This is a genomic window from Bradyrhizobium sp. 62, assembly GCF_023073035.1.
GTDB lineage: Bacteria > Pseudomonadota > Alphaproteobacteria > Rhizobiales > Xanthobacteraceae > Bradyrhizobium.
The window spans coordinates 143,196-169,972 of the sequence record NZ_JADPIT010000023.1 but is presented as its reverse complement, the minus strand read 5'-3'; the positions used below and the strand labels follow the sequence as shown (position 1 = coordinate 169,972).

The 26,777-nt window shown below is 63.8% G+C and carries 24 protein-coding genes; 9 read left to right on the top strand and 15 right to left on the bottom strand.

Annotated features, from left to right (window positions below):
- Positions 1 to 63 precede the first annotated feature (63 nt).
- Together IVB47_RS24390 and IVB47_RS24385 are read right to left on the bottom strand one after the other, a co-directional pair.
- On the bottom strand, positions 64 to 1,449 hold the full coding sequence (locus IVB47_RS24390; RefSeq protein ID WP_027570377.1) for an ABC transporter substrate-binding protein: 1,386 nt from the start codon (positions 1,447 to 1,449) through the stop codon (positions 64 to 66).
- Between the two features lie 209 nt (positions 1,450 to 1,658).
- Positions 1,659 to 3,584, bottom strand: a complete 1,926-nt coding sequence (locus tag IVB47_RS24385) for an AsmA family protein (protein WP_247288292.1) — start codon at positions 3,582 to 3,584, stop codon at positions 1,659 to 1,661.
- Between the two features lie 290 nt (positions 3,585 to 3,874).
- Between IVB47_RS24385 and IVB47_RS24380 the strand changes: the two genes are divergently transcribed.
- From IVB47_RS24380 to IVB47_RS24370, 3 genes are read left to right on the top strand one after another with little or no spacing between them, the layout of a single operon-like run.
- Positions 3,875 to 4,582 (top strand): CoA transferase subunit A, encoded by a 708-nt coding sequence (locus IVB47_RS24380; protein ID WP_007596238.1) that lies wholly within the window; start codon positions 3,875 to 3,877, stop codon positions 4,580 to 4,582.
- A gap of 18 nt (positions 4,583 to 4,600) precedes the next feature.
- Positions 4,601 to 5,251 (top strand): CoA transferase subunit B, encoded by a 651-nt coding sequence (locus IVB47_RS24375; protein ID WP_027570379.1) that lies wholly within the window; start codon positions 4,601 to 4,603, stop codon positions 5,249 to 5,251.
- A gap of 22 nt (positions 5,252 to 5,273) precedes the next feature.
- On the top strand, positions 5,274 to 5,909 hold the full coding sequence (locus tag IVB47_RS24370) for a GNAT family N-acetyltransferase (RefSeq protein ID WP_247465036.1): 636 nt from the start codon (positions 5,274 to 5,276) through the stop codon (positions 5,907 to 5,909).
- Positions 5,910 to 5,952: 43 nt separating this feature from the next.
- Here IVB47_RS24370 and IVB47_RS24365 read toward each other — a convergent pair whose 3' ends face one another.
- The 3 genes from IVB47_RS24365 to IVB47_RS24355 all read right to left on the bottom strand — a co-directional run bounded on the left by IVB47_RS24365 (position 5,953) and on the right by IVB47_RS24355 (position 8,422).
- On the bottom strand, positions 5,953 to 6,831 hold the full coding sequence (locus tag IVB47_RS24365; protein WP_247465034.1) for an SUMF1/EgtB/PvdO family nonheme iron enzyme: 879 nt from the start codon (positions 6,829 to 6,831) through the stop codon (positions 5,953 to 5,955).
- A 50-nt stretch (positions 6,832 to 6,881) separates the two neighbouring features.
- Positions 6,882 to 7,979, bottom strand: a complete 1,098-nt coding sequence (gene nirK / locus IVB47_RS24360; RefSeq protein WP_247465032.1) for a copper-containing nitrite reductase — start codon at positions 7,977 to 7,979, stop codon at positions 6,882 to 6,884.
- 236 nt (positions 7,980 to 8,215) lie between these two features.
- Complete coding sequence (locus IVB47_RS24355; protein ID WP_027570383.1) at positions 8,216 to 8,422, bottom strand: hypothetical protein; 207 nt, start codon at positions 8,420 to 8,422, stop codon at positions 8,216 to 8,218.
- 159 nt (positions 8,423 to 8,581) lie between these two features.
- Between IVB47_RS24355 and hemN the strand changes: the two genes are divergently transcribed.
- Positions 8,582 to 9,934: an oxygen-independent coproporphyrinogen III oxidase gene (hemN, locus tag IVB47_RS24350; RefSeq protein WP_247465029.1), complete on the top strand. Its 1,353-nt coding sequence runs from the start codon at positions 8,582 to 8,584 to the stop codon at positions 9,932 to 9,934.
- Positions 9,935 to 10,035: 101 nt separating this feature from the next.
- Positions 10,036 to 10,233 carry a DUF1858 domain-containing protein gene (locus tag IVB47_RS24345; RefSeq protein ID WP_247465026.1) on the top strand — a complete coding sequence of 66 codons (198 nt, stop codon included), beginning with the start codon at positions 10,036 to 10,038 and terminating at the stop codon, positions 10,231 to 10,233.
- 87 nt (positions 10,234 to 10,320) lie between these two features.
- Here IVB47_RS24345 and IVB47_RS24340 read toward each other — a convergent pair whose 3' ends face one another.
- Entirely contained in the window at positions 10,321 to 11,031 is a 711-nt protein-coding gene (locus IVB47_RS24340) for a Crp/Fnr family transcriptional regulator (protein WP_027570385.1), read from the bottom strand.
- Positions 11,032 to 11,159: 128 nt separating this feature from the next.
- On the opposite strand from IVB47_RS24340, the gene IVB47_RS24335 reads away from it, so the two are divergent.
- The gene (locus tag IVB47_RS24335; RefSeq protein WP_247465023.1) at positions 11,160 to 12,371 is read left to right on the top strand and encodes an NnrS family protein; all 1,212 of its coding nucleotides are present in this window, start codon (positions 11,160 to 11,162) and stop codon (positions 12,369 to 12,371) included.
- A 2-nt stretch (positions 12,372 to 12,373) separates the two neighbouring features.
- On the opposite strand, the gene IVB47_RS24330 is transcribed toward IVB47_RS24335, so the two are convergent.
- On the bottom strand, positions 12,374 to 13,402 hold the full coding sequence (locus IVB47_RS24330; protein ID WP_247465020.1) for an AraC family transcriptional regulator: 1,029 nt from the start codon (positions 13,400 to 13,402) through the stop codon (positions 12,374 to 12,376).
- Positions 13,403 to 13,604: 202 nt separating this feature from the next.
- Between IVB47_RS24330 and IVB47_RS24325 the strand changes: the two genes are divergently transcribed.
- On the top strand, positions 13,605 to 14,225 hold the full coding sequence (locus IVB47_RS24325; RefSeq protein ID WP_027570388.1) for a response regulator: 621 nt from the start codon (positions 13,605 to 13,607) through the stop codon (positions 14,223 to 14,225).
- 168 nt (positions 14,226 to 14,393) lie between these two features.
- Positions 14,394 to 16,070, top strand: a complete 1,677-nt coding sequence (locus tag IVB47_RS24320; protein WP_247465017.1) for a mucoidy inhibitor MuiA family protein — start codon at positions 14,394 to 14,396, stop codon at positions 16,068 to 16,070.
- Between the two features lie 190 nt (positions 16,071 to 16,260).
- Here IVB47_RS24320 and IVB47_RS24315 read toward each other — a convergent pair whose 3' ends face one another.
- The 8 genes from IVB47_RS24315 to IVB47_RS24280 form a co-directional block, all read right to left on the bottom strand.
- On the bottom strand, positions 16,261 to 17,616 hold the full coding sequence (locus IVB47_RS24315) for an esterase-like activity of phytase family protein (protein ID WP_247465014.1): 1,356 nt from the start codon (positions 17,614 to 17,616) through the stop codon (positions 16,261 to 16,263).
- Between the two features lie 84 nt (positions 17,617 to 17,700).
- Positions 17,701 to 18,147 carry a DUF6130 family protein gene (locus IVB47_RS24310; protein ID WP_247465013.1) on the bottom strand — a complete coding sequence of 149 codons (447 nt, stop codon included), beginning with the start codon at positions 18,145 to 18,147 and terminating at the stop codon, positions 17,701 to 17,703.
- A 20-nt stretch (positions 18,148 to 18,167) separates the two neighbouring features.
- A complete protein-coding gene (locus IVB47_RS24305; RefSeq protein WP_247465010.1) occupies positions 18,168 to 19,172 on the bottom strand; it encodes an alpha/beta hydrolase in 1,005 nt (334 codons plus the stop codon).
- Positions 19,173 to 19,221: 49 nt separating this feature from the next.
- The gene (locus tag IVB47_RS24300; RefSeq protein WP_247465008.1) at positions 19,222 to 20,190 is read right to left on the bottom strand and encodes an MBL fold metallo-hydrolase; all 969 of its coding nucleotides are present in this window, start codon (positions 20,188 to 20,190) and stop codon (positions 19,222 to 19,224) included.
- Positions 20,191 to 20,323: 133 nt separating this feature from the next.
- Complete coding sequence (locus IVB47_RS24295) at positions 20,324 to 21,220, bottom strand: carbohydrate ABC transporter permease (protein WP_027519957.1); 897 nt, start codon at positions 21,218 to 21,220, stop codon at positions 20,324 to 20,326.
- A complete protein-coding gene (locus IVB47_RS24290) occupies positions 21,213 to 22,169 on the bottom strand; it encodes a sugar ABC transporter permease (RefSeq protein WP_027519956.1) in 957 nt (318 codons plus the stop codon). Before IVB47_RS24290 ends, IVB47_RS24295 begins: the two co-directional genes overlap by 8 nt.
- A 164-nt stretch (positions 22,170 to 22,333) precedes the next feature.
- Positions 22,334 to 23,677 (bottom strand): extracellular solute-binding protein, encoded by a 1,344-nt coding sequence (locus IVB47_RS24285; protein WP_027570395.1) that lies wholly within the window; start codon positions 23,675 to 23,677, stop codon positions 22,334 to 22,336.
- An 88-nt stretch (positions 23,678 to 23,765) separates the two neighbouring features.
- Complete coding sequence (locus IVB47_RS24280; protein ID WP_247358300.1) at positions 23,766 to 24,809, bottom strand: C-terminal binding protein; 1,044 nt, start codon at positions 24,807 to 24,809, stop codon at positions 23,766 to 23,768.
- Between the two features lie 252 nt (positions 24,810 to 25,061).
- Here IVB47_RS24280 and IVB47_RS24275 point away from each other — a divergent pair, with 252 nt between their 5' ends.
- Entirely contained in the window at positions 25,062 to 26,747 is a 1,686-nt protein-coding gene (locus tag IVB47_RS24275; protein ID WP_247465005.1) for a methyl-accepting chemotaxis protein, read from the top strand.
- Positions 26,748 to 26,777: the final 30 nt, after the last annotated feature.

Sequence of the window (26,777 nt, the reverse complement as noted above, 5' to 3'; positions counted from 1 at the left end):
CGAAAGCAACCGGTCGCGGAGAGCCGCGACCGGTATTAGCATATACCTTATTGCAGTCCGGGATCAGCCCGCGACCGCCTTGATGCGAGCGATCAGCTCGTCGACCGCCTTGTCCACCGGCACCTTCTCGCTGACGACGCGGTTCATCGCCTTGGCCCAGACGTTCTCGTTGTTCAGGATGGTGAACTTCCAGTTCTTGGTGAAGTCGAACGGGGCGGTGCCGCCCTTGAACTGCGCGTAGACCGCCTTGCGATGCCGGTCGGCCTGCCAGAACGGGCTCTCCTGGCTTTCCTTCGTCACCGGGAACCAGCGGCCGAGCGCACCCTCGATATAGGGCCGGACGTTCTCTTCCTGGAGCAGGAAGGCGATGAACTGCTTGGCCTCGGCCTTGTTCTTGGCCACGGAGAAGACCAGTCCGGTCTTGACGTCCGAGCGGTAGCGGATCGTCGAACCGTCCGGAGCCTTCGGGAAGGACGCGGTGATAATGTCCTCGCCATAGGCCTTCTTGCCGGCTTCGCGCTGCTCGGGCGTGAGCGCCTGGTTCTGGGAGTCCTCGAACCACTTCGCCGCGATCGAGATCGTGAAGTTGTGGGTCATCACGATGGTCTTGTTGTGGAACGCGACGTTGTTGTCGGGATCCTTCCAGGTCGTCGAGGACGGCGGGGTGCAGCCCTTGATGTAGGTGTCGGTGTAGTCCTTCATCGCCTTGATCAGGTTCTCGCGGACCTTGGGATCGTCGACCGTGAGCTTGCCGTCGTCGTCGACCAGCTTGACGTGATAGGCATCCATGAAGGTGTAGAACGACTGGAAGGCGTCGGTGGATTCCACGCCCATCGGCTGGCCGACGCCGTAGACGCGCTGGCCCGTCGCCTTGCGGATCCCCGGTTGCACCTTGTCGCACCAGAACGTCCAGTAGCCTTCCCAGTCGGTCGGGATGTCGGCGAGCTTGAAGCCGGCCTTCTCCAGCATGTCGTTCCAGATCTCGACATGCATGCTCTGCTGCTTCAGCGGGAAGCCGTAATAGGCCTTCTTCTTGGTGACGTCGTTATAGAGGATCGACGCATCCAGCGTGTTCTGCACGAACCGATCCTTGATCGGCTCCATGATGTCGGAGAGGTCCTCGAGCCTGCCTTCGTAGGCCCACTTGCCCTGCACCTGCACGTCGTAGGTGTCGGAATAGGCAACATCGGGCACGGTGCCTGAATCGAGTGCGGCGACCGTCTTCGGAATCATGTCCTGGATCGCGTACTGCGACAATTCGACCTTGATGCCGGTCTTGGCTTCGAACTTCTTGATCGTATCGAGCAGCGCGTCGTCTTCGGAGCGGTAGAAGCCCTTGCCCCACCAGACCGTAATCGTCTTCTGCTGCGCAAATGCGGGTGCAGCGGCTGCAAACAGCCCGGCCGCAGCGACCGCCAGTGATACTGCGCCAATAACCTTGGATTTCACGTTTTTCTCCCTCAAACGGCCGGTGTTTTTAACCGGTCGTATAAAACACTAGCGCATGGCCGTGGTACGATCTAGCGGCTTCTTGTCAGACATAGGTCGTGGGGTGTCGGGCGAGAGGAGATGCTTAATGCGCGCATCGATCCAATCGCTGCATCAATTCGCCCTGATCAATTCTGCGTCGATCGGCTGGTGCCGCTTGATCGCCGTCCTCAGTTGGACTTCGCGCCCTTGGCGTTCTCCGCTGTCGGCGCTTCGGCCGGTGCGGGACGTTTTCCGGTCCCGGTGATACGCTCGATCGCGGAGCGCACCGCGTCGCCCGGCTTGCGGTCTTTCAGCATGTCGAGCAGGGGCGCTGAGGCCGGCGAGCGGCGGATCAGGCTTTCCGGGTCGGGGAACACCAGGGGATCGTCCCAGGGGCCCTGCACGACGAAGGGCAATTCGAACCCCGACGCGCTGTTGAGGCTGGCCACGCCCTTCATGTCGTATTCGCGCGTCGGCACCGATGCGGTGCCGGTCATCGTGATCTTCGCCGCCGGTCCCTCGACGCGGATGTCCTCGGCGGTGGCCACGCCATCGGAGAACTTCACCGCGATAGTGAGATTGTCGTAAGGGGTGGAGCCGTTGCGGAAATTGCCGCCGCCGGACAGCGGCCGCCGCTCGAGCCGCTTCAGGAGCTGCTCGGCATTGAAGCCGGAGATCGCGCCGTCATGCCCGGTCACGGTGGCGCTGCCGTCGAGCGACTGCACGAGGCCGAACGGGCTCGAGCCGGACGCGAGGAGCGAGACGTTGATGTTGCCGCGCCCGGACAGCTTGTTGATACCGAACAGCTCGGAGGCGCAGGCCTGAAGGTCGACGTCGGTGAACTGGAACTGCGCCTTGATATCGGCGACGGTGTCGGAGCGCGCGATGCCGAACGAGCCCTTGGCGATGCCGCCATAGACCTGGGCTTCGCCGACCGAGAGCGCCAGCGTGCCGTTGCGCAGATTCGCGCCGATCGCGGTGCGGCCGAGTTTCGACGCCCCGACCGTTAGCTTGGCGGCCGACAGGCGCATGTCGAGGTCGGTGGTCGAGAGGGCGTTGAGGTCGAACAGCTGCCTGTTCCAGTCGCGCGCGCCGCTCGCGAGCAGGCGGAAGGTCGAGATATAGGGCGTGAAGTCGAGCGCGTCGGCTGCAAGCGTCGCCTGCAGCGTCTGACGGCCGTTATTGGCGTAGGTCATCACGCCCTCGGCGGTGTTGCCGTCGAGCTCGACATTGACATTGGTGAGCGCGATCGAGGCGCCGACGACATTGGCCCGCGCCTTCAGCGCGAAGCGGCCGAAGCCGCCGCTGGCGGGCTGCGGCTGGCCGGTCCAGCGCAGCGCGTTGCGCAAGGACGGGCTGTCGATGGTGAGCGTGCCCTCCATCATCGGGCTGGTGCGGTTGGCGACGCTGCCGTCGAAGGCGAGCTTGAGCGGTGCGCTCGCGATCCGCGCCTTCAACCCCGAGCGCTCGCCGGAGAGCGCGGCGACGAAATCGGAAAAGCTGATCGAGCCGTCGACCCGTTCGCCGCGCCAGTCGAACTGTCCGGTCGCGGCGAAGGAGCGCGAGATCGAGGGCCAGGCCAGCGACAGGTCGATGTCCTCGAACTTCTCGGTGCCGTGCGTGGCAGCGTCCTCGTAATCGAGCACGCCGTCCTGGATCCGGATCTCGGAGAACGACACCTGATTCTCGGCACCGGGCTTCATGGTGCGCGCGATGGTCTGGATGAACGGCGTCCAGTTGCTCTCGCCGTCCGGCTTCAGGCTGACATGGATGCGCGGCCGCAGCAGCGTCAGGTCGGCGATCTCGAACCGTTGCAGCAGCAGCGGCAGCAGCCGCAGGTTCGCGGTGAGCACGTCGACATGGAGCGCGGGATCGCTGGTACCGCCGCCCTTCAGGCCGACGTCATGGAAGGAGATGTAGCTTGCCGGCAGCACCGAAATGTCGATCGCGCCTGCGACATTGACCTCGAGTCCGGTGACGTCGCGGATCTGCGTTTCCACCGCCTTGCGCAGGGCGTCGCGATTGATGAGCCATGAGGTCGCGATCAGGGCGATCAGCGCCACGCCGAGCAGCGCCGCGATCGGCGTCCCGAGGCGCTTCATTCCTTGGGCCATGGTCAATGGCATGTCCTGATCGGGTTGGTCGCTGGAGCCAGAAGGCGGGCCGGGAAACCTGCGCGCCCCCACGCCCAAGACCTATTGTGTTAAGTGCCGCAACTTGATGGGTTTTCTTGTCGCTTTCAAGGCCACGGGAACGGTTGCGCCCACGGCTTGGGCAGCTTCTATCACCCAGCGGCGGAGCGGAGAACCCCGTATCATTGACGGCTTCGGACGATTTCGCCTAATAATCGCCGCCAATAAGGCGCGACGCCTGCAAGCCGAAGGTTCACTCGAAGGTTATTTGCATGAACAAGGTCTATCCCGACGCCAAGTCGGCTCTCGAGGGCGTTCTGAAAGACGGCATGATGATCATGTCGGGCGGCTTCGGCCTCTGCGGCATCGCCGAGACGCTGTCGGACGCGATCCGCGACTCCGGCGTCAAGGACCTGACGGTGGTTTCGAACAATGCCGGCGTCGACGGCATTGGCCTCAGCCGCCTGCTCGAAACCCGCCAGATCAAGAAGATGATCTCGTCCTATGTCGGCGAGAACAAGCTGTTTGCCCAGCAATTCCTCGCCGGCGAGCTGGAACTCGAATTCAATCCGCAGGGCACGCTGGCCGAGCGCATTCGCGCGGGCGGCGCCGGCATTCCGGCCTTCTACACCAAGACCGGCGTCGGCACGCTGATCGCCGAAGGCAAGGAAGTGAAGGAATTCGACGGGCAGAAATACCTGATGGAGCGCGGCCTGTTCGCCGACCTCGCCATCGTGCACGCCTGGAAGGGCGACACCGCAGGTAACCTCATCTACCGCAAGACCGCGCGCAACTTTAACCCAATGATGGCGACCGCCGCTAAAGTCACTGTGGCCGAGGTCGAGCATTTGGTTCCGGCCGGCGAACTCGATCCCGACCACATCCACACGCCCGGTCTTTTCGTCAAGCGCATCGTCGAGGTCGGAACGGCCAAGAAGCGCATCGAATTCCGCAACACCCGCCCGCGCACCGCCGCTTAAGCGTATCAGGAGAACCACATGGCCTGGACCCGTGAACAGATGGCTGCGCGCGCCGCGAAGGAATTGCGTGACGGCTACTACGTCAACCTCGGCATCGGCATCCCGACGCTGGTCTCGAACTACATCCCGGACGGCATGGACGTCAGCCTCCAGAGCGAGAACGGCATGCTCGGCATGGGCCCGTTCCCCTATGAGGGTGAAGAGGACGCCGATCTCATCAACGCCGGCAAGCAGACCGTGAGCGAGCTGCCGTCGACCTCGTATTTCTCGAGCGCGGATTCCTTCGGTATGATCCGTGGCGGCCACATGGATCTGTCGATCCTCGGTGCGATGCAGGTGGCCCAGAACGGCGATCTCGCCAACTGGATGATCCCCGGCAAGATGGTCAAGGGCATGGGCGGCGCGATGGATCTCGTCGCCGGCGTCAAGCGCGTGGTCGTTGTGATGGAGCATTCGGCCAAGGACGGTCCAAAGCTCCTGAAGCAGTGCAATTTGCCGCTGACCGGCGAGCGCGTGGTCGACATGGTCGTGACCGACCTGGCCGTCTTCACCATCGACAAGCACGGCAACGGCGGCATGGCGCTGATCGAGCTCGCCGACGGCGTTTCGCTCGACGAGGTCAAGGCCAAGACCGAAGCCGAATTCCGCGTCGCACTGAAGAACACGTAAGGTTTTCGCGAAGGGGGCGCGCATGACGATACGGTCTGCGCGTCCCGAAGACGCCGATTTCATCGCGCAAACCATCCTGTCATCGCAACGCGGCTACCGGCCGCGCGGCTGGTTCGACGTTGCGCTCGGTTTGCCGGAGGCGCAGTGCCGCGAGTTCGTCGCGCGCATCGTGGTCGCGCGCGCGGTGTCGATGTGGCACGTCTCGGAATTTCTGGTCGCCGAGATCGATGACAAGCCTGCGGCTGCCTTGTGTGCGCTACCGGCGGCCGGCACGGGACCAGCAGCTTGGCGTGCCATCGAAGAGATCGCTGCCGCGACCGGGCTCGCCCCGCCTGAGCTTGCCGCCATCCGCCAACGTGGCGGCTACACGCGCGCCTGCTGGGTTCAGGGCGGTGAGGGCGATTGGATGATCGAGTATGTCGCGACTGATCCCGCCTATCGTGGTCGCGGTCTCGTGCAGTCGCTGATCGCGCATGCGCTGGAGAAGGGGCGGGCGGCTGGATTTGCCCGGGCGACAATATCGTTCCTGATCGGCAACGAGCCCGCCGAGCGCGCTTATGCCAAGGCCGGCTTTGTCCTTGCCGAGGAGAAGCGCGATCCTGCCTTCGAGGCGATCATCAGTGCGCCGGGCTTTCGCATGTTCGCGCGGGCGATGTGAATTCCCGGCGTCGTGCTGGCGAAGGCCATGACGCTACGATCACTCACGACCTCGCCGCCCACGTCTTGCTCCACCGCGCCGATACGCTGGCGACCCAGGACGTTTCCTCTCGCACCAGGCGGAAGCCGAGATTGGCGGGCGGCACGCCTTGCGCGCAGCCGCCGGCGCGGGCGTCGCGGATGAAATCCGTGACATAGGCGCGGTGGGCACCTTCGGCGACGCGCACGCCGCAGTTCACGGTCGGTTTGCCGGTATTGCCGGCCGCGTCGGTGCGCGAGCGCACGAAGCAGGTCGAGGTCCACTCCCAGACATTGCCGGCGAGATCTTCGACGCTGTGCTCGTTTGAACCGAACTTGCCGAAGGGATAGGCGGTCGTGTCGAAGAGGTCGCGCTCGGATTCACGCTCGTAGCGACCGATCCAGCGCTTCGATGGATCTGCTGCGTCCACCGGAAGACCGTCATCTCTGAATCTGGAGCCGGCCGCAAAAGCCCATTCCGCGTCGCTCGGCAGGCGGTAGCTGTGACCGGTCTTGCGCGAGAGCCAACCCGCATACGCCTCGGCATCGTGCCAGCTCACCTGCACCGCGGGTCGATCGGAGGCGATGGCCACGCCGCGATCAAGCGCGCGGCAAGCTCCCTCCCGCACGCAAATCTGATAGTCGGATGACGAGACCTGATGCCGCATGATGTGCAGCGGCCTCTCGAAGCGCATCGCGCGCAGCGGCGCTTCCGCTTGCTGTCCGGCACGCGTGAAATCGCCGGCCTCGCGATAGGACAGGCTGCCTGGCGCGACCCTGACGATGGCGGGCTCCGTCGCGGTGCCGTGGGTCCCGATGTCCGATACCAACGGCGCCACCGCGATCGGCCCCGCGAGCCCGGCGGCGCAGGCGAGTAGCAGCTTCAGCTTGAATGCGATCAGCATGGTCGTTCCCCAAGAAAAAGGGACCGGTCATCACCGGCCCCTCATCGCGTCTAGTTGGTGTTGGGGGGCGGGATATCGGCAGGAGCCTTCACCTGCGTCATCAGATCGTCGTTCCATTTGCCTTCGACCTTGAAGTGCGCGGTGGCGCCGAGGTCAGCGGCCTCGATCAGATTGTGCGTGACATAGGCGTAGATGCCGGGTTGCATGAACTTGTACAGCGCAGCGCCCGCCGAGCCGCCGCGGATGAACCAGGTCTCGAGCCCCGTCTCCGGCGCGTTGGAGAACTTGCCGGTCTCCCAGACATAATCGCCATGGCCGCCGATCAGATGCGGACGGCTGTCGCGATTGGCCTGCGAATGCACGATCAGCACGTTCTCGCCGACATTGGCGGTGAGCGCATTCTTGCCGGTGAGCGCGCCGACCTTGCCGTTGAACACCACATGGGAGGGGATCAGCTTCTTCATCACCTCTTCGGTGTCGGTGAAGGCTTCGCCGGGCGATTCATAGGATTTGAAATTGCCCTTGTCGTCGCGTGGCACGTACATGTCCTGCTCGCCGACATAATAGACCTTGTCGTATTTCAGTGCGTGGCCCTTTCCGTCGTTGAGGCCGTCGCGCGGCAGCACCATCACGGCGCCGTTCATGCCGGAGACGACGTGCCAGGGGATCATCGGGCCGCCCGGTGCGCAATGGTAGACGAACACGCCGGTCTTGGTCGCCTTCCAGCGCAAGACGACCTGCTCGCCGGGATTGACCAACGTGAGCGCACCGCCGCCGAGCGCACCGGTCGCGGAATGGAAGTCGATGTTGTGCGGCATGGAGTTGGATGCGGGATTGACCAGCGTCGTTTCGACGTAGTCGCCCTCGTGCACGACCATCATCGGACCGGGCATCGAGCCGTTGAAGGTCATCGCCTGGAAGGTGGTGCCCTTCTCGTCGATGACGACCTTCTTCTCCTCGATCGTGAGTGTGAACTCCACGATCTTGGGGCCCTGCTTGGTCGCTTGCTCATGCGCGTGCACGAACGGCGGAGCGACCAGCTCGACCTTCTGGCGCGGCAGTCTGAGATCGTCGGTAGCCAAGGCGGGTGTCGCCAGCATCAAGGCGGTGGCGGCGGCGCTGATCAATGCGGCTCGGCGGGTGAACATCGGAAGTATCCTTCATCTGAAATGGTCTTGATGACGGAATGCAGTGTGCGCCGATCGCGGCAACCGTGTTTGCGCTGCGACAAGCTTTTGCCGAATTCGCCTCCGGTAAAATCCTCGGGAGTTTTTCGAAGACCGCATCGGCGATACGAAAGACGCGGTGGTGCGCGACGTCAGCCGCATCGAGCGCAAATCGCTCGCACGTTCAGTTCCGTGTATTGCGGATGGATTGTTCTCGGCTAGAGCAACTGGATCGCAATCCAGACCGTGCCCCAAACCGCGAGCGACAGCGCGGCGAAGACGGCGGCCGTGATGACCATCACGCGTACTAGGTGGCTGGCGCCAACGGCAGGCGTGGAGGGGACCGGACGAAAATCGTCGAAGCGCGGGATATGGCCGCGAACGCCGGTGAGCCACAGAACGAGATCGAGCGCGAACGACGCCATAACCTATCTCCAGAGGGCAATAATCAAATGTCACCATGGCTCCGATCCCGTGCTGGGACTTTGAGCGAGCGCAAGGTTTCGCATCTGAAAACGGGTAATTTCGTGCCATCCGGGATGCGCCGCACCGCTGCGCAGCATTGATTGACGAATGGGTAAGATATGAGGGCCGATCTTGCGACGAGCTACGGCGAAGAACGACTGCCACGCTACACGAGCTACCCGACCGCGCCGCATTTCTCGCCGGCGATCGGCGAGGGTGCCTACGCCCAGTGGCTGGCGGAGCTCCCGGCGGCGGCCAGCGCGTCGCTTTATCTGCACGTGCCGTTCTGCCGCGAGATGTGCTGGTATTGCGGCTGCCATACCCAGATCGTTCGTCGAGACGGTCTCATCGCGGCCTATCTGCGTACGCTGCGCAGCGAGATCGCGCAGGTGTCCGAGACGATCGGCCGGCGCATCAAGGTCGAGCACATCCATTTCGGTGGCGGCACCCCGACGATCATGGCGCCGGAGGCTTTTGCCGAGTTGATGGCGGCGATGCGCCAAGCCTTCTTCGTGCTGCCGTCGGCCGAGATTGCGGTCGAGATCGATCCCCGCACGCTGACGGCCGACATGGTCGAGGCCATGCGGCTCTCGGGAGTCAATCGCGCGAGCCTGGGCGTGCAGAGCTTCGACCCTGTCGTGCAGCGCGCGATCAACCGTGTGCAGAGTTTTGAACAGACGGCTTCCGTCGTCGACATGCTCCAGCGCGCCGGCATCAACGGGATCAACTTCGATTTGATCTACGGACTGCCGCACCAGACCGTTGCCTCGTGCCTGGATACGGTGCGACGTTCGCTCGAGCTTGGGCCCGACCGCTTCTCGGTGTTCGGCTACGCGCATGTGCCTGCTTTCAAGAAGCACCAGCGCATGATCAACGAGGCCGTGCTGCCCGACGGCCTTGCGCGCCACGACCAGGCCTGCGCGATCGCCAATGCGTTGAAGGATGCCGGTTATGTGCAGATCGGGCTCGATCATTTCGCGCGGCCGGACGATTCCATGGCTGTGGCCTTCGAGCAACGCACGCTGCGGCGCAATTTTCAGGGCTACACCACCGACAAGGGCGAAGTCCTGCTCGGCTTCGGCGCGAGCGCGATCGGACATTTGCCGCAGGGCTATGTCCAGAACGAGGTCCAGATCGGCGCATATGCGCAGAGCATCGCCGCGGGTCATTTGGCCACCGCTAAAGGCTATGGGCTCACCGACGACGACCGGCTGCGCGCCGACATCATCGAACGCATCATGTGCGAGTTCAGCGCCGATCTCGGCGATATCTGCGCGCGTCATGGCGCAGAGGCCGGGGCAATGCTGAAATCGGCATCGCGTCTGAAGCCGCTGATCTCCGACGGCGTCGTGAGACTGGACGGCGACCGCATCGCAGTCGCAAAGGACTCGCGCTTTCTCGTGCGCAGCGTCGCAGCCGCGTTCGACGCGCATCTGGATCCCGCGAAGCAGTTGCACAGCCGGGCGGTGTGAGATCACCTTACCGTCATGCCGGAATGACGGGCCAGCTTGCGCTTCGACAAAGAGACTCGCGCCCGCTCCGCTATCGTGGTTTCGGAACGGAGTTGTTGTCCATGCCTTTTGGATCCGACGATCTGGTCGATGACATCATGCGCACGGCGCCGCACAAGATCCGCGTGTTTCTCGCCTTCAGGATGGCTTGCGTTGGCTGTCCGATCGCAACCTTCCACACGGTCGATGACGCCTGCCGCGAGCATGGCATCGATCGCGACAAATTCCTCGCCGCGCTGTGCGACCGCGTGCCGGCGTGAACCGGTCTGGAATTCGCGCGGGCCGCGTGCGGATTCCCGGGTGAGGGGCGCTTTCGCCGTAAGCGGAAGCACCCTTGACCCCTGGCTTCACGCCGCGCCGCTGTCGGGGCTCCGCTCCGCGAGCACGACGATCCCATGCGGATCGCGTAGGATGATGCGCTGACGGCCGCTCTCGACCAGTCCCTGCTGTTCCCAGCCGCTCAGGATGCGGCTCACGGTGTGCAGCGTGGTGCCGGTCATCTGCGCGATGTCCTGGCGGCTGATCGGGAAATCGATCTCGATGCCGTGGTCGAGCTTCTTGCCGGATTGTTTGGCGAGGCGCAGCAGCGCATGAGCGACACGCTGCTCGACCTGCTGGGTCGACATTTCCAGGATCCGGGTGTGGCTCTCCTGGAGCCGCGTGCCGACGGTCTGGAGCGTGTTGGCGGCAAGCGAGGGAAATCGCTCGACCAGTCGTGGCCATGCCGAGGTCGGCCAGATCAGTGCGACGCTGTCGTCGACCGCGATCGCCGTGGCCGGATAGCGCGCGGCGCCGATCGCCATCGCGAGACCGAACGTTTCGCCCGGCGCGACATAGCGCACCACGATCTGCTCGCCGGTCGGTGTGGTCTTGGCCGCACGAACATGGCCGTGCAGCAGCAGAAAGAAGGATTGCGCGTCCGCGCCCTGCTCAAAAATGGCGCTGTTCTTGGGATAGCGCACTGAGCGGGCCTCGCGCAGGATCTCCTCGAGGTCCTCCGGTTTGACACCCCCAAACAGCGGCAAATGCGCAACCAGCGATGTGTCGACCTTGGCCATTCTGCCTCCTTGGCGCTGGAAGTGTGATGACACCTGCAATCGTCAGGGTGTTTGCGATAGCTCAAAAACGACCCGGCCGGACGGCAGTATTTTTCCAAGCGACGATTTGAATCGACTGGAGTTGACCCATGGCTGGCGTCCGATCCCGCAACTTTGAGGGCTGGCCGCTGTTTGCGAACAGCTTTCGGCCCTTTTTCCTGCTTGCCGCCATCCAGGCAGGGCTTTCGATCCTGGCATGGCTGCCGATGTTCTATGGCGAATTGTCGGTGAGCTCCGCTTTCGCGCCGCGCGACTGGCACGTCCATGAGATGCTCTACGGCTTCCTGCCGGCGGTGATCACGGGATTCCTGTTCACGGCGATCCCGAACTGGACCGGGCGGCTGCCGATCCAGGGGACGTCCTTGGCCGCGCTGGTGGCGGTCTGGCTCGCCGGTCGGGTCGCGGTGACGCTGTCTGCCGATATCGGCTGGGCGTTTGCGCTTGCCGTCGATGCCGCCTTCCTGACGCTGGTCGTCGCTGCTGCAACGCGCGAGATCATCGCCGGCGGCAACTGGCGCAACCTGCCCGTCGTGGTGCTGGTGCTCGTGCTGCTCGCCGGCAATGTCGCCTTCCATCTCGAAGCGCATTACGCGGGTGCGGCCGATGTCGGCATCCGCGTCGGCATCGGCGTGGTCGTTGTGATGATCTCGCTGATCGGCGGCCGCATCATCCCGAGTTTCACCCGAAACTGGCTGGTCAAGTTCAACCCCGGCCGCCTGCCGGTGCCGTTCGGGCGTTTTGACGGTGTGGTGATCGGGTGCAGCGCAATTGCGATCATCGCGTGGATCGTCGCGCCCTTGAGTACGGTTACCGGGGCGGTGATGGCGCTGGTGGGTGTGCTGCACCTGGTGCGGCTTGCGCGCTGGGCCGGTGTTCGCACCTTCCGCGAGCGGTTGCTCCTGATTCTCCATGTCGGCTATGTCTTCGTGCCGCTTGGCTTCCTCCTGCATGCTTTTGCCGCCTTCGGCGCGTTGCCGCCGAGCGCGGGCATCCACGCCTGGATGGCGGGAGCAGCCGGAACCATGACGCTCGCGGTGATGACCCGTGCGAGTCTCGGCCATACCGGACAGGCGCTGACGGCGTCGCCGGCGACACAAGCCATCTATGCCGCGATCATCGTCGCGGCGCTGGCGCGGGTCGCGGCGGTGGTTTGGCCTGCGCACGGCGATGCGTTGCTGCACCTTGCCGCGTGCGGCTGGATCGTTGCGTTCCTCGGCTTTGCCATCGCGTTCGGTCCGCTGCTCGCCGGCAGCCGTCGCCGCGCACTCGCCGTCATGGGCGTGCCCGTCCCGGCACGCTGAATTCAAGCCGCGGTCGCCGCGGTCAGGGATTCCAGCGGCCGGACGCCTTTGCGCCATGCGGTGATTGTGCAGCCGAAATGGCCGCGGAACCAGCGGGCCATGGCGCTCTGTGCGGAGAAGCCGAGCTGCACGGCGATATCGGTCAGCGGTCGGCCGGGGTCGTCGATCAGCTGGACCGCGAGATCGGCGCGCTGCGCGTCGAGGATGACCGAGAAGCTGGTGCCGGCTTCGGCGAGATGGCGGTGGATGGTGCGGCGGGTGCAGGCGAGGTGCTCGGCGACGCGCTCAACCGTGCAGTCGCCGCCGGCGAGCAGGAGACGGACGACCTCGTCGACCTTCTCCTCCCAGCTTGCCGGCCGCGTCTCGATCGCCTCGATCCGCTTGCGCAGATAGCTCGCGATCAGCGGATGCGCGCTCGGGATCCGGCGCTCCATGTCGTGTGCCGACAACAGGATCGAATCGTCCTCCGCATTGAAGGTCACACGGCAGCCGTAGAACTCGCGGTAGCGCTTGCGGTCGAGCGGCGGTGGGTAGTGCAGGTGAACTTCCTGCGGCCGCCAATCGCTGCCGAACAGCGACTGGATGATGCGGTGGACGCTGCCGAGCGCCATGTCGATCGACTGGCGCGGCGCGGTCGGCTGTCGGCCGCGCAGGTACAGCGTGACGGTGACGGTCTGCTTGTCGCGGGTGACATCCAGCTTCATGCCGTCGTGATGGATCGGGATGAAGCGCGAGAAGGCTTCGATGGCTTCACCAACGGTCGCCTGTTCGCGCACGATCAGGCCGACTGCGCCGAAATTGGTCAGCCCGCCGCGCTCGGCAAGCCGCAAGCCGAAATCTTCGGCTCCGGACGCCTCTGCCGACAATTCGAGCAGGCGGCGCAGGCCGGTGACGGCAATGGGCGTATCGGGCTTGTCGAGGCAGGCCAGCGGCAGCCTGACCTTGCGCATCATTTGTTTGGGGTCGAGCCCGACCGACCGGGCGACCTCCGGGTAATAGCTCAAGCCTGCGCTACGAATGAGGTCGGTCATGCGACCCGTTCCTGTCAGCCATCCCGCAGATGTCCCGAAATGTAAAGTTTATGTCCCGATCCGTCAAATCCGGGAACCGGGTGGAACATACATAAGTGAAACCGAAGCACGGGCGTGAATGCCGTGCATATGACGGCGCGGCGCGACGAGGCCCCGCTGCTGTCTCGGACCATTTGACCAAAGACATTGCTGGATCGGAATTATGCCGGGGAACATGCTTTCCAAGGGTGAGGTATTCGTCATCGACACCGATGCCGCCTCCCGCGAACAATTGTCCACCGCGCTCCAACAGAGCGCATACAACGTGATCTGCTTCGCCGACGGCGCGTCTCTGCTCTCGGAGGCCAAGGCGCGGATGCCGGCCTGCGTGCTGCTGGAGATGCCGCCCGATCGCTCCGGTCTCGACGTGCTCAAGCGCCTGCGCGAGGAAAACTGCATGGCGCCGGTGCTGGTGACCGCGACAAACGGCAGCATCGCCATGGCGGTGGATGCCATCAGGAGCGGTGCGGCCGACTTCATCGAGAAGCCGTTCCGCACCCGCGACATCGTCGACCGGATCGATGCCGCCATCGACGAGTTCGCACAGCCCGGCTCCAGCCGGCAGCGCTGGCTGCCCGGCTGCGAACCCCTGACCGCGCGAGAGGGCGACGTGCTCGAGCATCTCGCCGCCGGCCTGACCAACAAGGAGATCGCCCGGCGCATGCATCTGAGCGCACGCACGGTCGAGGGCTATCGCGCCGGCATTCTGAGGAAGGCGGGCGCCAAGAACGTCACCGATCTGCTTCGCCGCATCTTCGGGCAGGGTTCGTCCGCTCAGGATTAAGGGCTCCGTCGCGGGCTGACGACACGTTCCGGGCCTTGCTGCCGCCGCGGCGGCGCCCCACGGAAACCCTAATCGAACCAGTTCCTTCCCTGCCGCGTCCAACCATGTTGGCGAGGCATTGGATCGCGCGTCCGGCTGGCGGCGGCGATGACTTGGAGGAGGGACTTGATGCGCATCACCGCAAGATGTTTGGCGACGACGAGCCTGGTTCTGGTGACCACGGCATTCGCGTCGTCGTCATGGGCCGCCGAATTGGGCGCCACGTCGGCCATCGATACCGTCACCGTTTACCCCGATGGCGCGACCGTAACCCGCGTCATCGCGGTGGACCTGCCGTCTGGCGATTCGACGCTCGTTGCCAAGGACTTCCCGCTTGGTCTCGACACCTCCTCGATCCGGGTGGAGGGTGAGGGGGGAGCGAAGCTCACCATCGGCACGATCGATGCGCGAACGCCACGTGCGGCGCCGGTCAATTTGCCGGAGCTGGACAAGCGCATCGAGGCACTGAACGACCAGCGCGCCGACCTGCAAGGCGCGATCGACTCGGCCAATGCGCGGCGCAAATTCGCGGAGCATTTTGCGGAAGCCTCTCCTGCCGGCATCGGCGACAAGGGCGAAGCGCGGCCGATTGCCGAATGGCGCACGGCCTTTGCCACCGTCGGCGAGGAAATTGCCAGCGCCGATACCGCCGTTCGCGACGCCACGCGCAAGATGCGCGAGATCGATCGGCAGATCGCCCAGTTCGAAGTCGAGCGCAAGGCCAAGCCGCCGAGCAAGCTCGAAGTCCGCATGGACATCGCCGCGCCGGCAGCAACCAAGGCGACGTTGAGGGTCACCTACAATGTGCGCAATGCGCGCTGGCTGCCGCTCTACGACGCCCGCCTCGACACCGGCGCGAAGGATCGCAAACCGCAGCTCGAATTGGTTCGGCGCGCCGAGGTCACGCAATCGACCGGCGAGGACTGGTCCAACGTCACGCTCGGCGTCTCCACGGTCCGCATCGGCCGCGGCGGCAGCGCGCCGGAGCTGAATTCGCTGGTCGCGCAATATCCGCAGGTGCCGAGGCCGCGGGCGCTGGGCTCAGTTTCGGATTCGGCAATGCCTGCAGCGGCGCCAATGCCGCAGCGAAAGATGGAAATATCGGCGGCCAAGGCGGCCGACGATATCCGCGAGCGCGCCGAAGAACAGCAGGCGGTCGCCGAAATCGGCGACTTCCAGGCCACCTACAAAATTCCCGGCCGCGTCAGCCTCGGCGCCGCCGAGGGCGCCAAGAGCCTGCGCATCGCCTCGATGACCGTGGCCGCCGATCTCATGGTGCGCGCGGCACCGGTGATGGACCCCACCGCCTTCCTCGAAGCCAGCTTCAAGCAGACCGACGACACGAGTCTGCTGCCGGGCAAGGTCGCAATCTATCGCGACGGGACTTTCGTCGGCCGCGGCAAGCTCTCGGCTTCGGCCAAGGACGATATCGTGCGGCTCGGCTTCGGCGCCGACGACAAGGTCCGGATCGAGCGCGCGGTGCTCAAGCGCAACGAAGGTTCGGCAGGCCTCCTGGTCACGACGTCGAAGACCGACGAGCGATCGTTCAAGACGACGATCCGCAACGGTCACGACTTCCCGATCAAGGTCGCGATCGAGGATCAGTTGCCGGTCAGCGAGAACGAGGACATCCTCGTCGAGATGTTGCCTGCGACCACGCCGCCGACCGCAAGCAACATTCGCGACCGGCGCGGTGTGCTGGAATGGTCGTTCGACGCCAAGCCCGGCGAGGTCAAGGACATCAACTTCGCCTGGCGCGTTCGCTGGCCGAAGGACAAGAGCATGGTGATCGTGCCGGCGGGCTGATGGGCGGCGCCGAAGTGCGATGCTGTCTTAGCTCGCGCTCGCTCACTCCCTGTCATGCCCCGCCTAGTGCGCAGTTGCGCACGGGGGCAGGGCATCCGGTACGCCGCGGCGTCACGATCTAATCGCTGGCGCCGCGGATTACTGGATCGCCCGGTCGAGCCCGGCGATGACCGTGTTGAAAGAGCATAGCTCACTTCGCCTTCAGGAAATCCGCGACATCGAGCAGCATGAACTCGTCGTCGTCGGCTTTGTTGGGATCGCGGCTGGACGAGAACGGCAGATTGTTGTCGTTGCCGACGATGATGTGGGTTTCATCGACACGATCGACGTTCTCGATGGTGAAGAACGGGAAGGTGTAGACGCCGTCATTGAGCGGCTTCCTCGCCTTCTTGTCGGGATCCCTGATCTTCAGGAGGTCGAGATAGCCGATCTTGCGCACGGGCTTGCCGACATTGCCGTCGCTGAGCTCGATCTTGTAGACACGCTTGAACTTCGCCACGTCAGGGAAGCAGTTCTCGCCGCGGCTGCCTTGCGGGCAGGCCTTGTCGGGCGTGCCTTCACCGTTGTCGCGCTCGATGATCAGGCCGCTCGCCGGGTCGATCATGTTGAAGTCGCCGATGGCATTGCCGTTCTGCTCGAACACATACTGCCAGTAGCGGCCGGTGAACTTTTCCGCGGCGACGTCGAATTCGAGGATACGCGAGGCTTCCTTGCCGTCGACCTTCTCCCAGTCCTTCTTCTCGGCATCCCAGAGCGGCCCCTCGAGCAGGCCGTAGAGAAACTTGCCGTCTTTCGAGGAAGCGAAGCCCTCATAACCCTTGGAGCGCCGGAGGTTGACGTTGCTGTAGGTCGCACCTGGCGCGCCCGGGGTCGCCACCGCCCAATGATCCGGCGAGCGCACCGGCCTGCCGTCGGCGACCGTCTCGAACAGCCCGAGAATCTTGCCGGTCTTGTCGGCCTTCAGGATGTAGGGGCCGAACTCGTCGCCGATCCAGAAGGTGTCGCCGATGATCTGAAAACCTTCGGTGTCGAAGTCGGAGCCGGTGAGGTAACGCTTCTCGGTGTCTTCATGCACGATGCGGAACGGCACGCGTCTGTCGGGATCGTGCAGGAACACGGTCTCCAGCCGCTCGATCTTGCCGCCGGCCCAATCCATCCTGTAGCGGTTGAGGTACAGCATCGAATCCGGCGAATTGGCGCGCGCGCCCATGCCGTTGTCGGTGATGACCCAGAAGGTGCCGTCGCTCATCGACTTGATGCCGGAATGGCCTTGCAGCGGCTGGCCCTTGAACGGCAGCGATACGCCGGTCGCCCGCTCATAGGACTTGCCCATCACCGTGCCGAGCGCGTCGACCCGCTTGCCGGTGGTGTATTTGCCGGATGTCTTGAGATCGGCGGGAGCATCAGCCGGTGCGTCGATGAACGCGGCGGCTGGCATTACCACGTGGCCGGCGAGCTTGGCGGGGAATTCGTCTTCGCTCTGCGCGAGCGCGGAGCTCGCGGTAAGAATAATCGTTGCGACGGTGCCAAGAAAAGTCGCGCGCATATGCGTCTCCTGTTAACGGAGGACGTCTTATGCGGACCGCGCATTGCAGTTTTGTGAAACCGGGCCAGGCGCCGCGGCCGACAGTTATTTTTTTAGGGGTGTTGGGATCTCGAAACTGACGCTCTTGCTGTCGATTACGTGATGCGTGGGATCGGCCAGCTCCAGCAGGACCCTGTGGGGGCCGGGCTTCAGTCCGACCACGATCACGGTCTCGCCGCTGGCATCGACAAAATGCCACGGCGCATCGTCGACCGTGATATGGACGTGGCCGATGCGCGGCGATACGTCGAGCGCGCCCTTGCCAAACACCGGCACGACGCGGAGATTCTCCGTGGTGTACTGGATGAAGACGAGACCCTGCGCCAACTGTTCGCCGAGCGGCGGATCGATGATCAGCCGCGCAGGCGCCTCGTTTTCGATCGCGACCAGTGGCGATGGGCCGCGCACATCTCTGGCGGTTTGGGCGACGGCGGCTGCTGCGAACAAGGTGGAGGCCGCCAGAACGGCCACGCAGTCGAGAGCGGCATACATGTCCGTTTCCTTCGGGATGATCAGGCGATCTTGCGGGAGAGGAAGTTGCGAATTAACGAAACCATTTCGTCGAACTTGTCCTCGAGCGCGAAATGGCCGGTGTTCATCAGGTGAAATTCTACCTGGGGCAGGTCGCGTTTGTAGGGATGGGCGCCATCGGCCGGGAAGATGAAATCGTTCTTGCCCCAGACGATCAGGGTCGGCGGCTTGTGCTTGCGGAAGTAGGCCTGCACCGCGGGATACAGCGGCAAATTGGTCCGATAGTCGTAGAACAGGTCCATCTGAATTTCGCTGTTGCCAGGACGGTCGAGCAGCGCCTGATCCTGCACCCAGTTGTCGGGTGAAATCCGGCTGACGTCGGACATGCCGTCGGTGTACTGGAATTTCGTCGTTTCCAGCGTTACCAGCTTCATCAACGCCTGCCGACTGGCATCGGATCCGTCGGCCCAGTATTGCTTGATCGGATTCCAGAACTCCCTCAGCCCTTCGTCATAGGCGTTGCCGTTCTGCACGATCAGGCCGCTGATGCGCTCTGGATTTTTGAGCGCCAGGCGCCAGCCGACGGGAGCTCCGTAGTCCATGACGTACATCGCGTAGCGGGTGACGCCGAGCTGGTCGAGCAGGCCGCCGACAAGCTCGCCGAAACGGTCGAACGTGTACTTGAATGTCGCGCGCGGTGGCATCTCGCTCTGGCCATATCCGGGATAGTCGGGAGCGATCACGTGGTACTTGTCGGCCAGTGCCGGGATCAGGTTGCGGAACATGTGCGAGGAGGTCGGGAAGCCGTGCAGCAACAGCACAACCGGCGCGTCCTTCGGGCCCGCCTCGCGATAGAAGATCCTGATGCCATCGACGGTCGCGGTTCGATGATAGGTGACCGGATAGGCACCGGCGGTCTGTTCGTCGCGCTCCGGCTTCGCGGACGCTGCCGTCGAAGCAACTGCGACAGCCGCTCCGGACAACCCAAGAACGAGACGCCGACGATCGAGGAGCGATGGCTTGCGTGTGGTCTCTGCGGTTTTCATATTAATTTCCTTTCAAAACGATGAGTTCGCCGACGGCCGCGAGGGTTTTTCAAACGCCCTGGTAGACCAGTCTGGTGAAGAAGCCGGGATCGATCACGAATTGCCCCCATATCGCGTCGAACGCCGCTGTCGGCTTCGCCGCAACGGTTTCATCGCGCGTTCGTCCCTGCTTCTTGAGGCGGGCGACGTTGTCGCGGATCCCGACGAGCATGTCGCGAAAGGCCTGGAATTCGACTTTGTTTCCGACCGGCTTGCCATGCCCGGCGATGACGATCGTGTCCTTGTCCATCGCCGCGAGATTGGCGTCGCATGCAGCGATCATCCCGTCGATGCTGCCCCCGGTCGAATAGTCGATGAACGGATAGATGCCGTTCCAGAACATGTCGGCGACGTGAACGATGTTGGCTTCTGCGAAAGTGACGGAGATGTCGCTGTCGGTGTGCGCGGGCCCGTAATACTTCAGGCCGATCGAGGTTCCGTTGAGCTTAAGCTCGCGGCTGTCGGCAAAGACTTCGCTGGGGATTCCGCCCGCGCCGAGCGGAAGGAAATTGTAGTCCCAGTCCTCGACCCGCTGCACTTCGGCAAGGTGTTTGCGGGTGTTTTCCTGCGCAATGATCTTCGCGCCGGCTGCATGCAGCCATTCGTTGCCATCGGCATGATCGAAATGCCAGTGGGTGTTGACGAGATGGGTGACGGGATCGGCGCCGAGATCAGCCAGCGCTTTGGTGAGCTGGGGACGTGAGACGCGGATCCCCGCATCGATCAGGACCTTGCCGTCGGGCCCGGTCAGCACGGCAATGTTGCCGCCGGAGCCTTCCAGCACAGTGATGTTGTTTCGGAGCTTGTGCGTGACAATCGGCGATACTGCAGCGCTGTCCTTGATCAGGCTGACGATGCCTCGCGCCTCTGCGTAGGCCTGCCTGGGGCTAAGCCATCCCGAAGCGGCGGCGGTCGCGGCGCCGACGCAACACAGGCAGAAACCGCGTCGAGATAATGATGGGAGCTTTGGCGAACGCATGCAATTTTCGCTTTCTCGAGCGACAATCGACGGCGCCAATGATCGACCCCGCTGTCACGATGGAGCGTGGGGCCAATGCAGCAAGCGGTCTATCACGATAGCACGATCGACTGCGCCTGCGCGCAGCCGCGCGTTACTCCTTTACCGCGCCCGTCAGCGACGACACGTAGTAATCGACGAACAGCGAGTAGAAGATCGCAACCGGCAGCGAGCCGAGCAGAGATCCCGCCATCAGCGCACCCCACTGGTAGACGTCGCCGGTGACGAGCTCGGTCAGGATCGCGACCGGCACCGTCTTGTTGGCGCCGCTCTGGATGAAGGCGAGCGCGTAGATGAACTCGTTCCAGGACAGCGTGAAGGAGAAGATGCCGGCCGAGATCAGGCCGGGCACCGCCAGTGGCAGCGTGATCCGTCGCAGGATCTGCAGCCGTGTGGCGCCGTCCACCAGCGCGCATTCCTCGAGCTCGTAGGGGATCGACTTGAAATAGCCGATCAGGAGCCAGGTGCAGAACGGCACCAGGAAGGTCGGGTAGACCAGGATCAGTGCCAGCGGTGAATCGAACAAGCCGAACTGGACGACCACGGTTGCGAGCGGAATGAACAGGATCGACGGCGGCACGAGATAGGCGAGATAGATGCCGAGGCCGACATAGGGACTGCCGCGGAAGCGCAGGCGCTCGATCGCGTAGGCGGCCAGCGTGCTCGCGATCAGCGACAGCGTGGTCGCGCCGACCGCAACCAGCATCGTTGTCCATAGCCAGCGCGGATAGGCGGTATTGAACAAGAGGTGCTTGATGTGCGCCAGCGTCGGCGAGGAGATCCAGAACGGGTTGTGCTCCTTATAGTTCATCAGCTCTGCGTTCGGCTTGAACGACGTGATCGCCATCCAGTAGAACGGAAACAGGAGGATCAGCACGAAGCAACCGAGCGGCAGGTAGATCATCATCAGCCGCCGCAGCCCGGAATCCCAGGCCATGGTGTCCGGCGGTGTGGTGGCGACGGCGGCCGGCTGGGCCGTGGTATCAGTCATTGCTCTCTCCCTGCTGCCATTTGCGGCGCGCCAGGCCGAAATAAGAGAACAGCGTCGCGAACACCAGGAACGGGATCATCGACACCGCGATCGCCGCACCCTCGCCGAGCTCGCCACCGGCAATGCCGCGCTGGAAGGCCAGCGTGGCCAGCAAATGCGTCGAGTTGCCGGGACCGCCACGGGTGATGGCGTAGACCAGCTGGAAATCAGTGAAGGTGAAGATGATCGAGAAGGTCATGACGATGGCGAGGATCGGCATCATCATCGGGAAGGTGATGTAGCGGAAGCGCTGCCAGGCGCTGGCGCCATCCAGCATCGCCGCCTCGTAGAGCGAGGGTGAGATGGTCTGCAGACCGGCCAGCAGCGAGATCGCGACGAAGGGAATGCCGCGCCAGATGTTGGCGGCGATCAGCGAGAAGCGCGCCGGCCAGGGCGAGCCGAGGAAGTCGATATTGGTGGTGCGCCAGTGCAGCACGTCGACCAGAAGGTAGGAGATGATCGAGAATTGCGGATCGTAGATCCACCAGAACGCCAGCGCCGAGAGCACCGTCGGCACGATCCATGGCATCAGGATGATCGCACGCAACAGGCTCTTGAACGGAAAATGGTTGTTGAGCAGCAGTGCGAGCCAGAAGCCGAGCGCAAACTTTCCGAAGGTCGCGATCCCCGTGTAGACCACGCTGTAGAACACCGCGTTCCACCACAGGGAATCGGTGAGCAGATACTGGAAATTCTCCAAGCCCACGAAGACGCCTTTTCTGCCGATCGTGGTGTCGGTGAAGGCGAGCCAGATGCCAAGACCCAGCGGATAGGTCAGGAACACCGTAAGCAGCCCGATCGCGGGTGCGAGGCACATCACGATCAGGAACGGCTTGTAGTCGAACAGGCGCACCAGCCAGGAGGGCTGCCGTCGTGCGAGGGCGAGAGTGGGAAGTGTGGTCACGGACATCGGGTCGTTGTCCTGTCTGTGAAAGTCTCCATGCCCGTCACTGCGAGGAGCGAAGCGACGAAGCAATCCAGGCCGTAACCGCGGAGACAGGTTGGATTGCTTCGCTTCGCTCGCAATGACAGGATTGCTTCGCTTCGCTCGCAATGACGCGCTTCTGTCCAACGTTACTTCTGCCGTCGGAAGTACCGCTTGCAGCGCTGCTCGGCTTCCGCGGCCGCGGCTTCCGGTGTGGCAGCGCCGGTCGCGACGGATGCGAACATCTGGATCAGCACGTAGTCGGCGCTGACGGCACCGGTCGCGGTCGAGATCGGACCCGCATAGCCATCGTAATAGGTGCTGTTCATCGTGTCCTTGAACAGCTTCACCTTGGGGTCCTGCGACCACACGGCGGCCTCGGCATAGGCGGCCAGCGGCTGGGACCAGTAGCCGGAATTGGCGTTGAGCCAAGGCTCGTATTGGTCCTTTTCCAGCATGTATTGCAGGAAGGCCTTTGCGGCGTTGGGGTACTGGCTGTGCTTGAACACCATGGCGTTCAGCGTCAGGCCCGCCATCGGCGAGACCTTGGCCAAGCCCTTCGGCAGCAACTGATGCTCGCTGTCGTCGGCGATCGCCTTGGTCGCCGGATCGTTCTTCAGCGAGAAATACAGCGAGACGCCGTTCGCGGTCAGCGCGATCTCCTGCGCCGCGTAGGCGCGGTTGTTGCTGACGTCATTCCAGGACGTCGTGCCGGCGATGAAGGTCGGGTAGAGCTGCTTGACCCAGTTCAGCGCGGCGATGGTCTCTTTGCTGTTGATGATGACGTTGCCCTCTTCGTCGAGCAGGGCTGCGTTGTGCGACCATAGCGCCCAGCTTGCGAACCCGTTGCCGTCCCCCTTGGCATTGCCGAGGGCGAAGCCCGCCGGCTTGCCGGCCTTCTGGAGCTTCTGGCACAGGTCGAGGATTCCGGCATGGTCTTCCGGCACCTTGTCGAAGCCGACCGATTGCAGGATCGACTTGCGGTAGATCAGGGGACCCGCAGTGGCTCCGAACGGCAGCCCGATCCAAATGGGGCTCTTGTTCTTCTTGCCGTAGCGCTGCGCCAGCGGCAGCCAGCCGCCGTACCGTTTGCCGAGATAATCGGCGACGTCGGTCAGCTCGACCAGCTTGTCGACATAGATGTGCGGCGCATCGGAGAAGCCGATGATGATGTCGGGACCGGCGCCGGAATTCGAGGTCACCGCGGTCTGCTGGTTGATGTCCTCCCAGCCGACGAAATCGACCTTGACCTCGACGCCCGTTTCCTTGGTGAATTTTGCTGCATTGGCGCGGAACACATCCTCGTCGGCCTGGACGAAACGTACCGGTCGCAGCATGCGCAGGGATGCGCCTTTCTCGATCGGCAGTTTCGGTGTGGGGACGTCCGCGGCCTTGATCGCGGATTGGGCATTCGCCGGAGCACCGGTTGCCGCGATTGCCGCAGCGGACAGGCCCAGCGCCAAGGCATCACGACGTGTGATGTCGTTCCTCATCGGTTCCTCCCTATGTGTTTCCCTTCCCGGCGTTGATCGCCGGTGAAGGGTCTTTCCGGTTGCCGGCGCGCCTTCGCGGCCGTCCCGCCTAGCTGTTCGGGCCGCGGTCCATGCTGACAGGCTGCCAGCGGCGGAGCGCGGTGTCTTGCAGCACCGACGGATTGACGCAGCTTACCGGCCACATGCCCTGAAGCACCAGTGACAATTCGTAGCCCACCCGGCGCTTGCGCGCCTCGTCAAACCGTGCCGAGGCGGAGGCGACATGGGCGGTCAGGGTCACATTCTCCATGCTGAGGATGGGGTTGTTGTGCGAGGGCGGCTCCTTCTCCAGCACGTCGAGGGCGGCATGGGCGATCCAGCCCTCCTGAAGCGCCTTGATCAGGCTTTCCTCGTCCACGGTGGCGCCGCGGCCTGTGTTGATGAAGACCGAGCCTTTCTTCATCTGCCGGAAGTGCTTCTCGGTGAGCATGTGATGCACCTCGGGCCGGGCGGGGGCGTGCATCGAGACGAAATCGGATTGCGACAACACCTCGTTCAGCGTCGCCGGAATTACGCCGTGGTCGGACATCAGCGTTTCCTGGATGAACGGATCGTAGGCCATCATCCGCAGGCCGAACGGAGCTGCGCGTTTCGCAACTGCACGCGCGACGCGGCCGAACGAGATGAAGCCGAGCGTCTGGCCCATCAGCCGCGGAATCTTCGACAACGCCGGCCGGCCCTCCGCCCAGCGGCCGCTGCGCACCATCCGGTCCTGTTCGACCAGCCGGCGGAAGCCTGCGAGCAGCAGCATCATGGCATGGTCGGCGACCTCCTCGATGAAGGTGTCGGGGATGTTGGTGACGGGAATGCCGCGCGCGGTTGCGGCCTTGATGTCGACGCTGTCGACGCCGACCGAGCCGAGCGTGATGACCTTGCAGCTCTCCAGCGCGTCGATGATGGTTTTGGTGATCGGGATGCCCTTGGCGTAGATGGCGTCCGCTGTCTTCGCGGCGGCGATGAACCCGGCCTCATCGGCCGGCGCCTCGACGATCTCGGCGTCGATCGGATCGAGCGCCTCGCGCTCGTAGGAATAATCGCTGCTCGCGACCGTGAAGCTCGCGCCCTTCGGCGTCACGATCCTGTATTTCGGCATGTCCTGCTCCCGATTTGGTTTCTTGTTGTGACCCGGCCTTCGCGCGGGCCTTTGCGTCTTTTACGCGAAATCGGGGCCGTCGCGTACAATTCCAGGTTGTCGTTGAGGCGATTTATACGACTGGTTCGACGTCTTCTCCGGGCTTTTACGGGGCGCCCCGTAACAGCCTGCTAAGGGGTCACCCGCTAAAAGTTAATTTGATTTCGATCGATTCACTCGCGCGTCCTTATCCCTTTGTTGCCGGAGCATCCCGTGAAATTGAGCAATATGAAGATCGCCCCCAAGCTCGGCATCCTTGTCGGCGTCACCTTGTTCGGCTTGTGCATTTCCGGGGTCCTCTCCGGGTACCTGATGAAGCAGGAGATGGTGAACGCGCGCATTGAGCAGGCCAAGGCCATCGTCGACATGGGCCGCAACTATGCGGTGGCGCTGAAGAAGCGGGTGGATGCGGGGGAGATGACGAAGGACGCCGCGATGGCTGATCTTCGTCGCTACGGCAACGCGATGACCTATGACAAAGGCGCCGGTTATCTCTTCGGAACGTCCTATGACGGTATCACGCAGCTGGCGCCAGATCCGAAGCAGATCGGCAGCAACCGCATGGAAGTTCTGACCAATGGCCGCAAACTGTCTTGGGAGCTGATGAACGGCGCGAAGGCCAACGGTTCGATCCTTTTGACCTATGAATACGCGAAACCGGGCCAGGAAGGCTTGATCCGGAAGATGGGCTACGCGGTGGCCGTCCCCGAACTCGAGATGTATCTCGGCACCGGCGCCTATCTCGACGACATCGACGCAAAGATGGGCCCGGTCTACTGGCTGCTCGGTCTCGCCATGTTCGGCATCGTCATCGTCGCCGGAAGCGTCGCCTGGCTGCTCGGCCGCAGCATCAGCGGTCCGCTGGTTCTGCTCGGCGCCCGCATGAAGGATCTCGCCGAGGGCAAGCTCGACGGCGACATTCCCGGCGTCGGCCGTGGCGACGAGGTCGGCGCAATGGCGTCGACCGTCCAGATCTTCAAGGACAACGCACTGCGCATCCGCGACCTCGAGAAGACCGAAGCCGACGCGAAGGATCGTGTCGCGGCGGAACGTCGCAGCGCGATGGAGGGCATCGCCAGCGACTTCGAACGCAGCGTCAACGGCATCGTCCGCTCGGTCTCCTCGGCCGCGACGGGCATGCAAGCCACCGCTCAATCGATGACCGCGACCGCCAGCGACGCCTCTTCGCGTGCGGCGACCGTCGGCGCGGCCTCGCAGAGAGCGTCTGGCAATGTCGGCACGGTTGCCGCCGCTGCCGAAGAGCTGTCGAGCTCGGTTGCGGAAATCTCCCGCCAGGTTACCCGCTCGACCGAAGTGGCGAGCCGCGCCGTCAACGACGCCGAGCGCACCAATGCCACGGTGCAGGAGCTCTCCACCGGCGCCGAGAAGATCGGCGAGGTGGTCAAGCTGATCCACTCGATCGCGGCACAGACCAATCTGCTCGCGCTGAACGCCACCATCGAGGCGGCGCGTGCCGGTGAGTCCGGCCGCGGCTTCGCGGTTGTCGCTTCCGAGGTCAAAGCGCTCGCCAACCAGACCGCCAAGGCGACCGAGGAAATCTCCGCCCAGGTCGCGGCGATGCAGACCTCGACCAGCGATGCGGTCGCCGCGATCGGCGGCATCACCCAGACCATCGCCGAGATGAGCGAGATCACCGCGGGCATTTCCGCGTCGATCGAGCAGCAGGGCGAGGCGACCCGCGAGATCGCGCGCAACATTCAGTCGGTCGCGGCCGGATCGAACGAGATCAACGCCAATATCGGCAGCGTCACCTCGGCCGCGGAAGCCACCGGCACGGCGGCAAGCGACGTGCTCAACAACGCCCGCGAGCTCGACAGCCAGTTCGGCGCGCTGCGCAGCGCAGTCGACGGCTTCCTCGCCAAGATGCGCGCGGCGTAAGGCGTCACACCAGAGCGACGCCACCTATTC

Bases quoted from the DNA above. Each gene is read 5' to 3' on its own strand.
- IVB47_RS24385 (WP_247288292.1), bottom strand. From the start codon at position 3,584: ATGGCCCAAGGAATGAAGCGCCTCGGGACGCCGATCGCGGCGCTGCTC.
- IVB47_RS24380 (WP_007596238.1), top strand. From the start codon at position 3,875: ATGAACAAGGTCTATCCCGACGCCAAGTCGGCTCTCGAGGGCGTTCTG.
- IVB47_RS24375 (WP_027570379.1), top strand. From the start codon at position 4,601: ATGGCCTGGACCCGTGAACAGATGGCTGCGCGCGCCGCGAAGGAATTG.
- IVB47_RS24370 (WP_247465036.1), top strand. From the start codon at position 5,274: ATGACGATACGGTCTGCGCGTCCCGAAGACGCCGATTTCATCGCGCAA.
- IVB47_RS24365 (WP_247465034.1), bottom strand. From the start codon at position 6,831: ATGCTGATCGCATTCAAGCTGAAGCTGCTACTCGCCTGCGCCGCCGGG.
- nirK (WP_247465032.1), bottom strand. From the start codon at position 7,979: ATGTTCACCCGCCGAGCCGCATTGATCAGCGCCGCCGCCACCGCCTTG.
- IVB47_RS24355 (WP_027570383.1), bottom strand. From the start codon at position 8,422: ATGGCGTCGTTCGCGCTCGATCTCGTTCTGTGGCTCACCGGCGTTCGC.
- hemN (WP_247465029.1), top strand. From the start codon at position 8,582: ATGAGGGCCGATCTTGCGACGAGCTACGGCGAAGAACGACTGCCACGC.
- IVB47_RS24345 (WP_247465026.1), top strand. From the start codon at position 10,036: ATGCCTTTTGGATCCGACGATCTGGTCGATGACATCATGCGCACGGCG.
- IVB47_RS24340 (WP_027570385.1), bottom strand. From the start codon at position 11,031: ATGGCCAAGGTCGACACATCGCTGGTTGCGCATTTGCCGCTGTTTGGG.
- IVB47_RS24335 (WP_247465023.1), top strand. From the start codon at position 11,160: ATGGCTGGCGTCCGATCCCGCAACTTTGAGGGCTGGCCGCTGTTTGCG.
- IVB47_RS24330 (WP_247465020.1), bottom strand. From the start codon at position 13,402: ATGACCGACCTCATTCGTAGCGCAGGCTTGAGCTATTACCCGGAGGTC.
- IVB47_RS24325 (WP_027570388.1), top strand. From the start codon at position 13,605: ATGCCGGGGAACATGCTTTCCAAGGGTGAGGTATTCGTCATCGACACC.
- IVB47_RS24320 (WP_247465017.1), top strand. From the start codon at position 14,394: ATGCGCATCACCGCAAGATGTTTGGCGACGACGAGCCTGGTTCTGGTG.
- IVB47_RS24315 (WP_247465014.1), bottom strand. From the start codon at position 17,616: ATGCGCGCGACTTTTCTTGGCACCGTCGCAACGATTATTCTTACCGCG.
- IVB47_RS24310 (WP_247465013.1), bottom strand. From the start codon at position 18,147: ATGTATGCCGCTCTCGACTGCGTGGCCGTTCTGGCGGCCTCCACCTTG.
- IVB47_RS24305 (WP_247465010.1), bottom strand. From the start codon at position 19,172: ATGAAAACCGCAGAGACCACACGCAAGCCATCGCTCCTCGATCGTCGG.
- IVB47_RS24300 (WP_247465008.1), bottom strand. From the start codon at position 20,190: ATGCGTTCGCCAAAGCTCCCATCATTATCTCGACGCGGTTTCTGCCTG.
- IVB47_RS24295 (WP_027519957.1), bottom strand. From the start codon at position 21,220: ATGACTGATACCACGGCCCAGCCGGCCGCCGTCGCCACCACACCGCCG.
- IVB47_RS24290 (WP_027519956.1), bottom strand. From the start codon at position 22,169: ATGTCCGTGACCACACTTCCCACTCTCGCCCTCGCACGACGGCAGCCC.
- IVB47_RS24285 (WP_027570395.1), bottom strand. From the start codon at position 23,677: ATGAGGAACGACATCACACGTCGTGATGCCTTGGCGCTGGGCCTGTCC.
- IVB47_RS24280 (WP_247358300.1), bottom strand. From the start codon at position 24,809: ATGCCGAAATACAGGATCGTGACGCCGAAGGGCGCGAGCTTCACGGTC.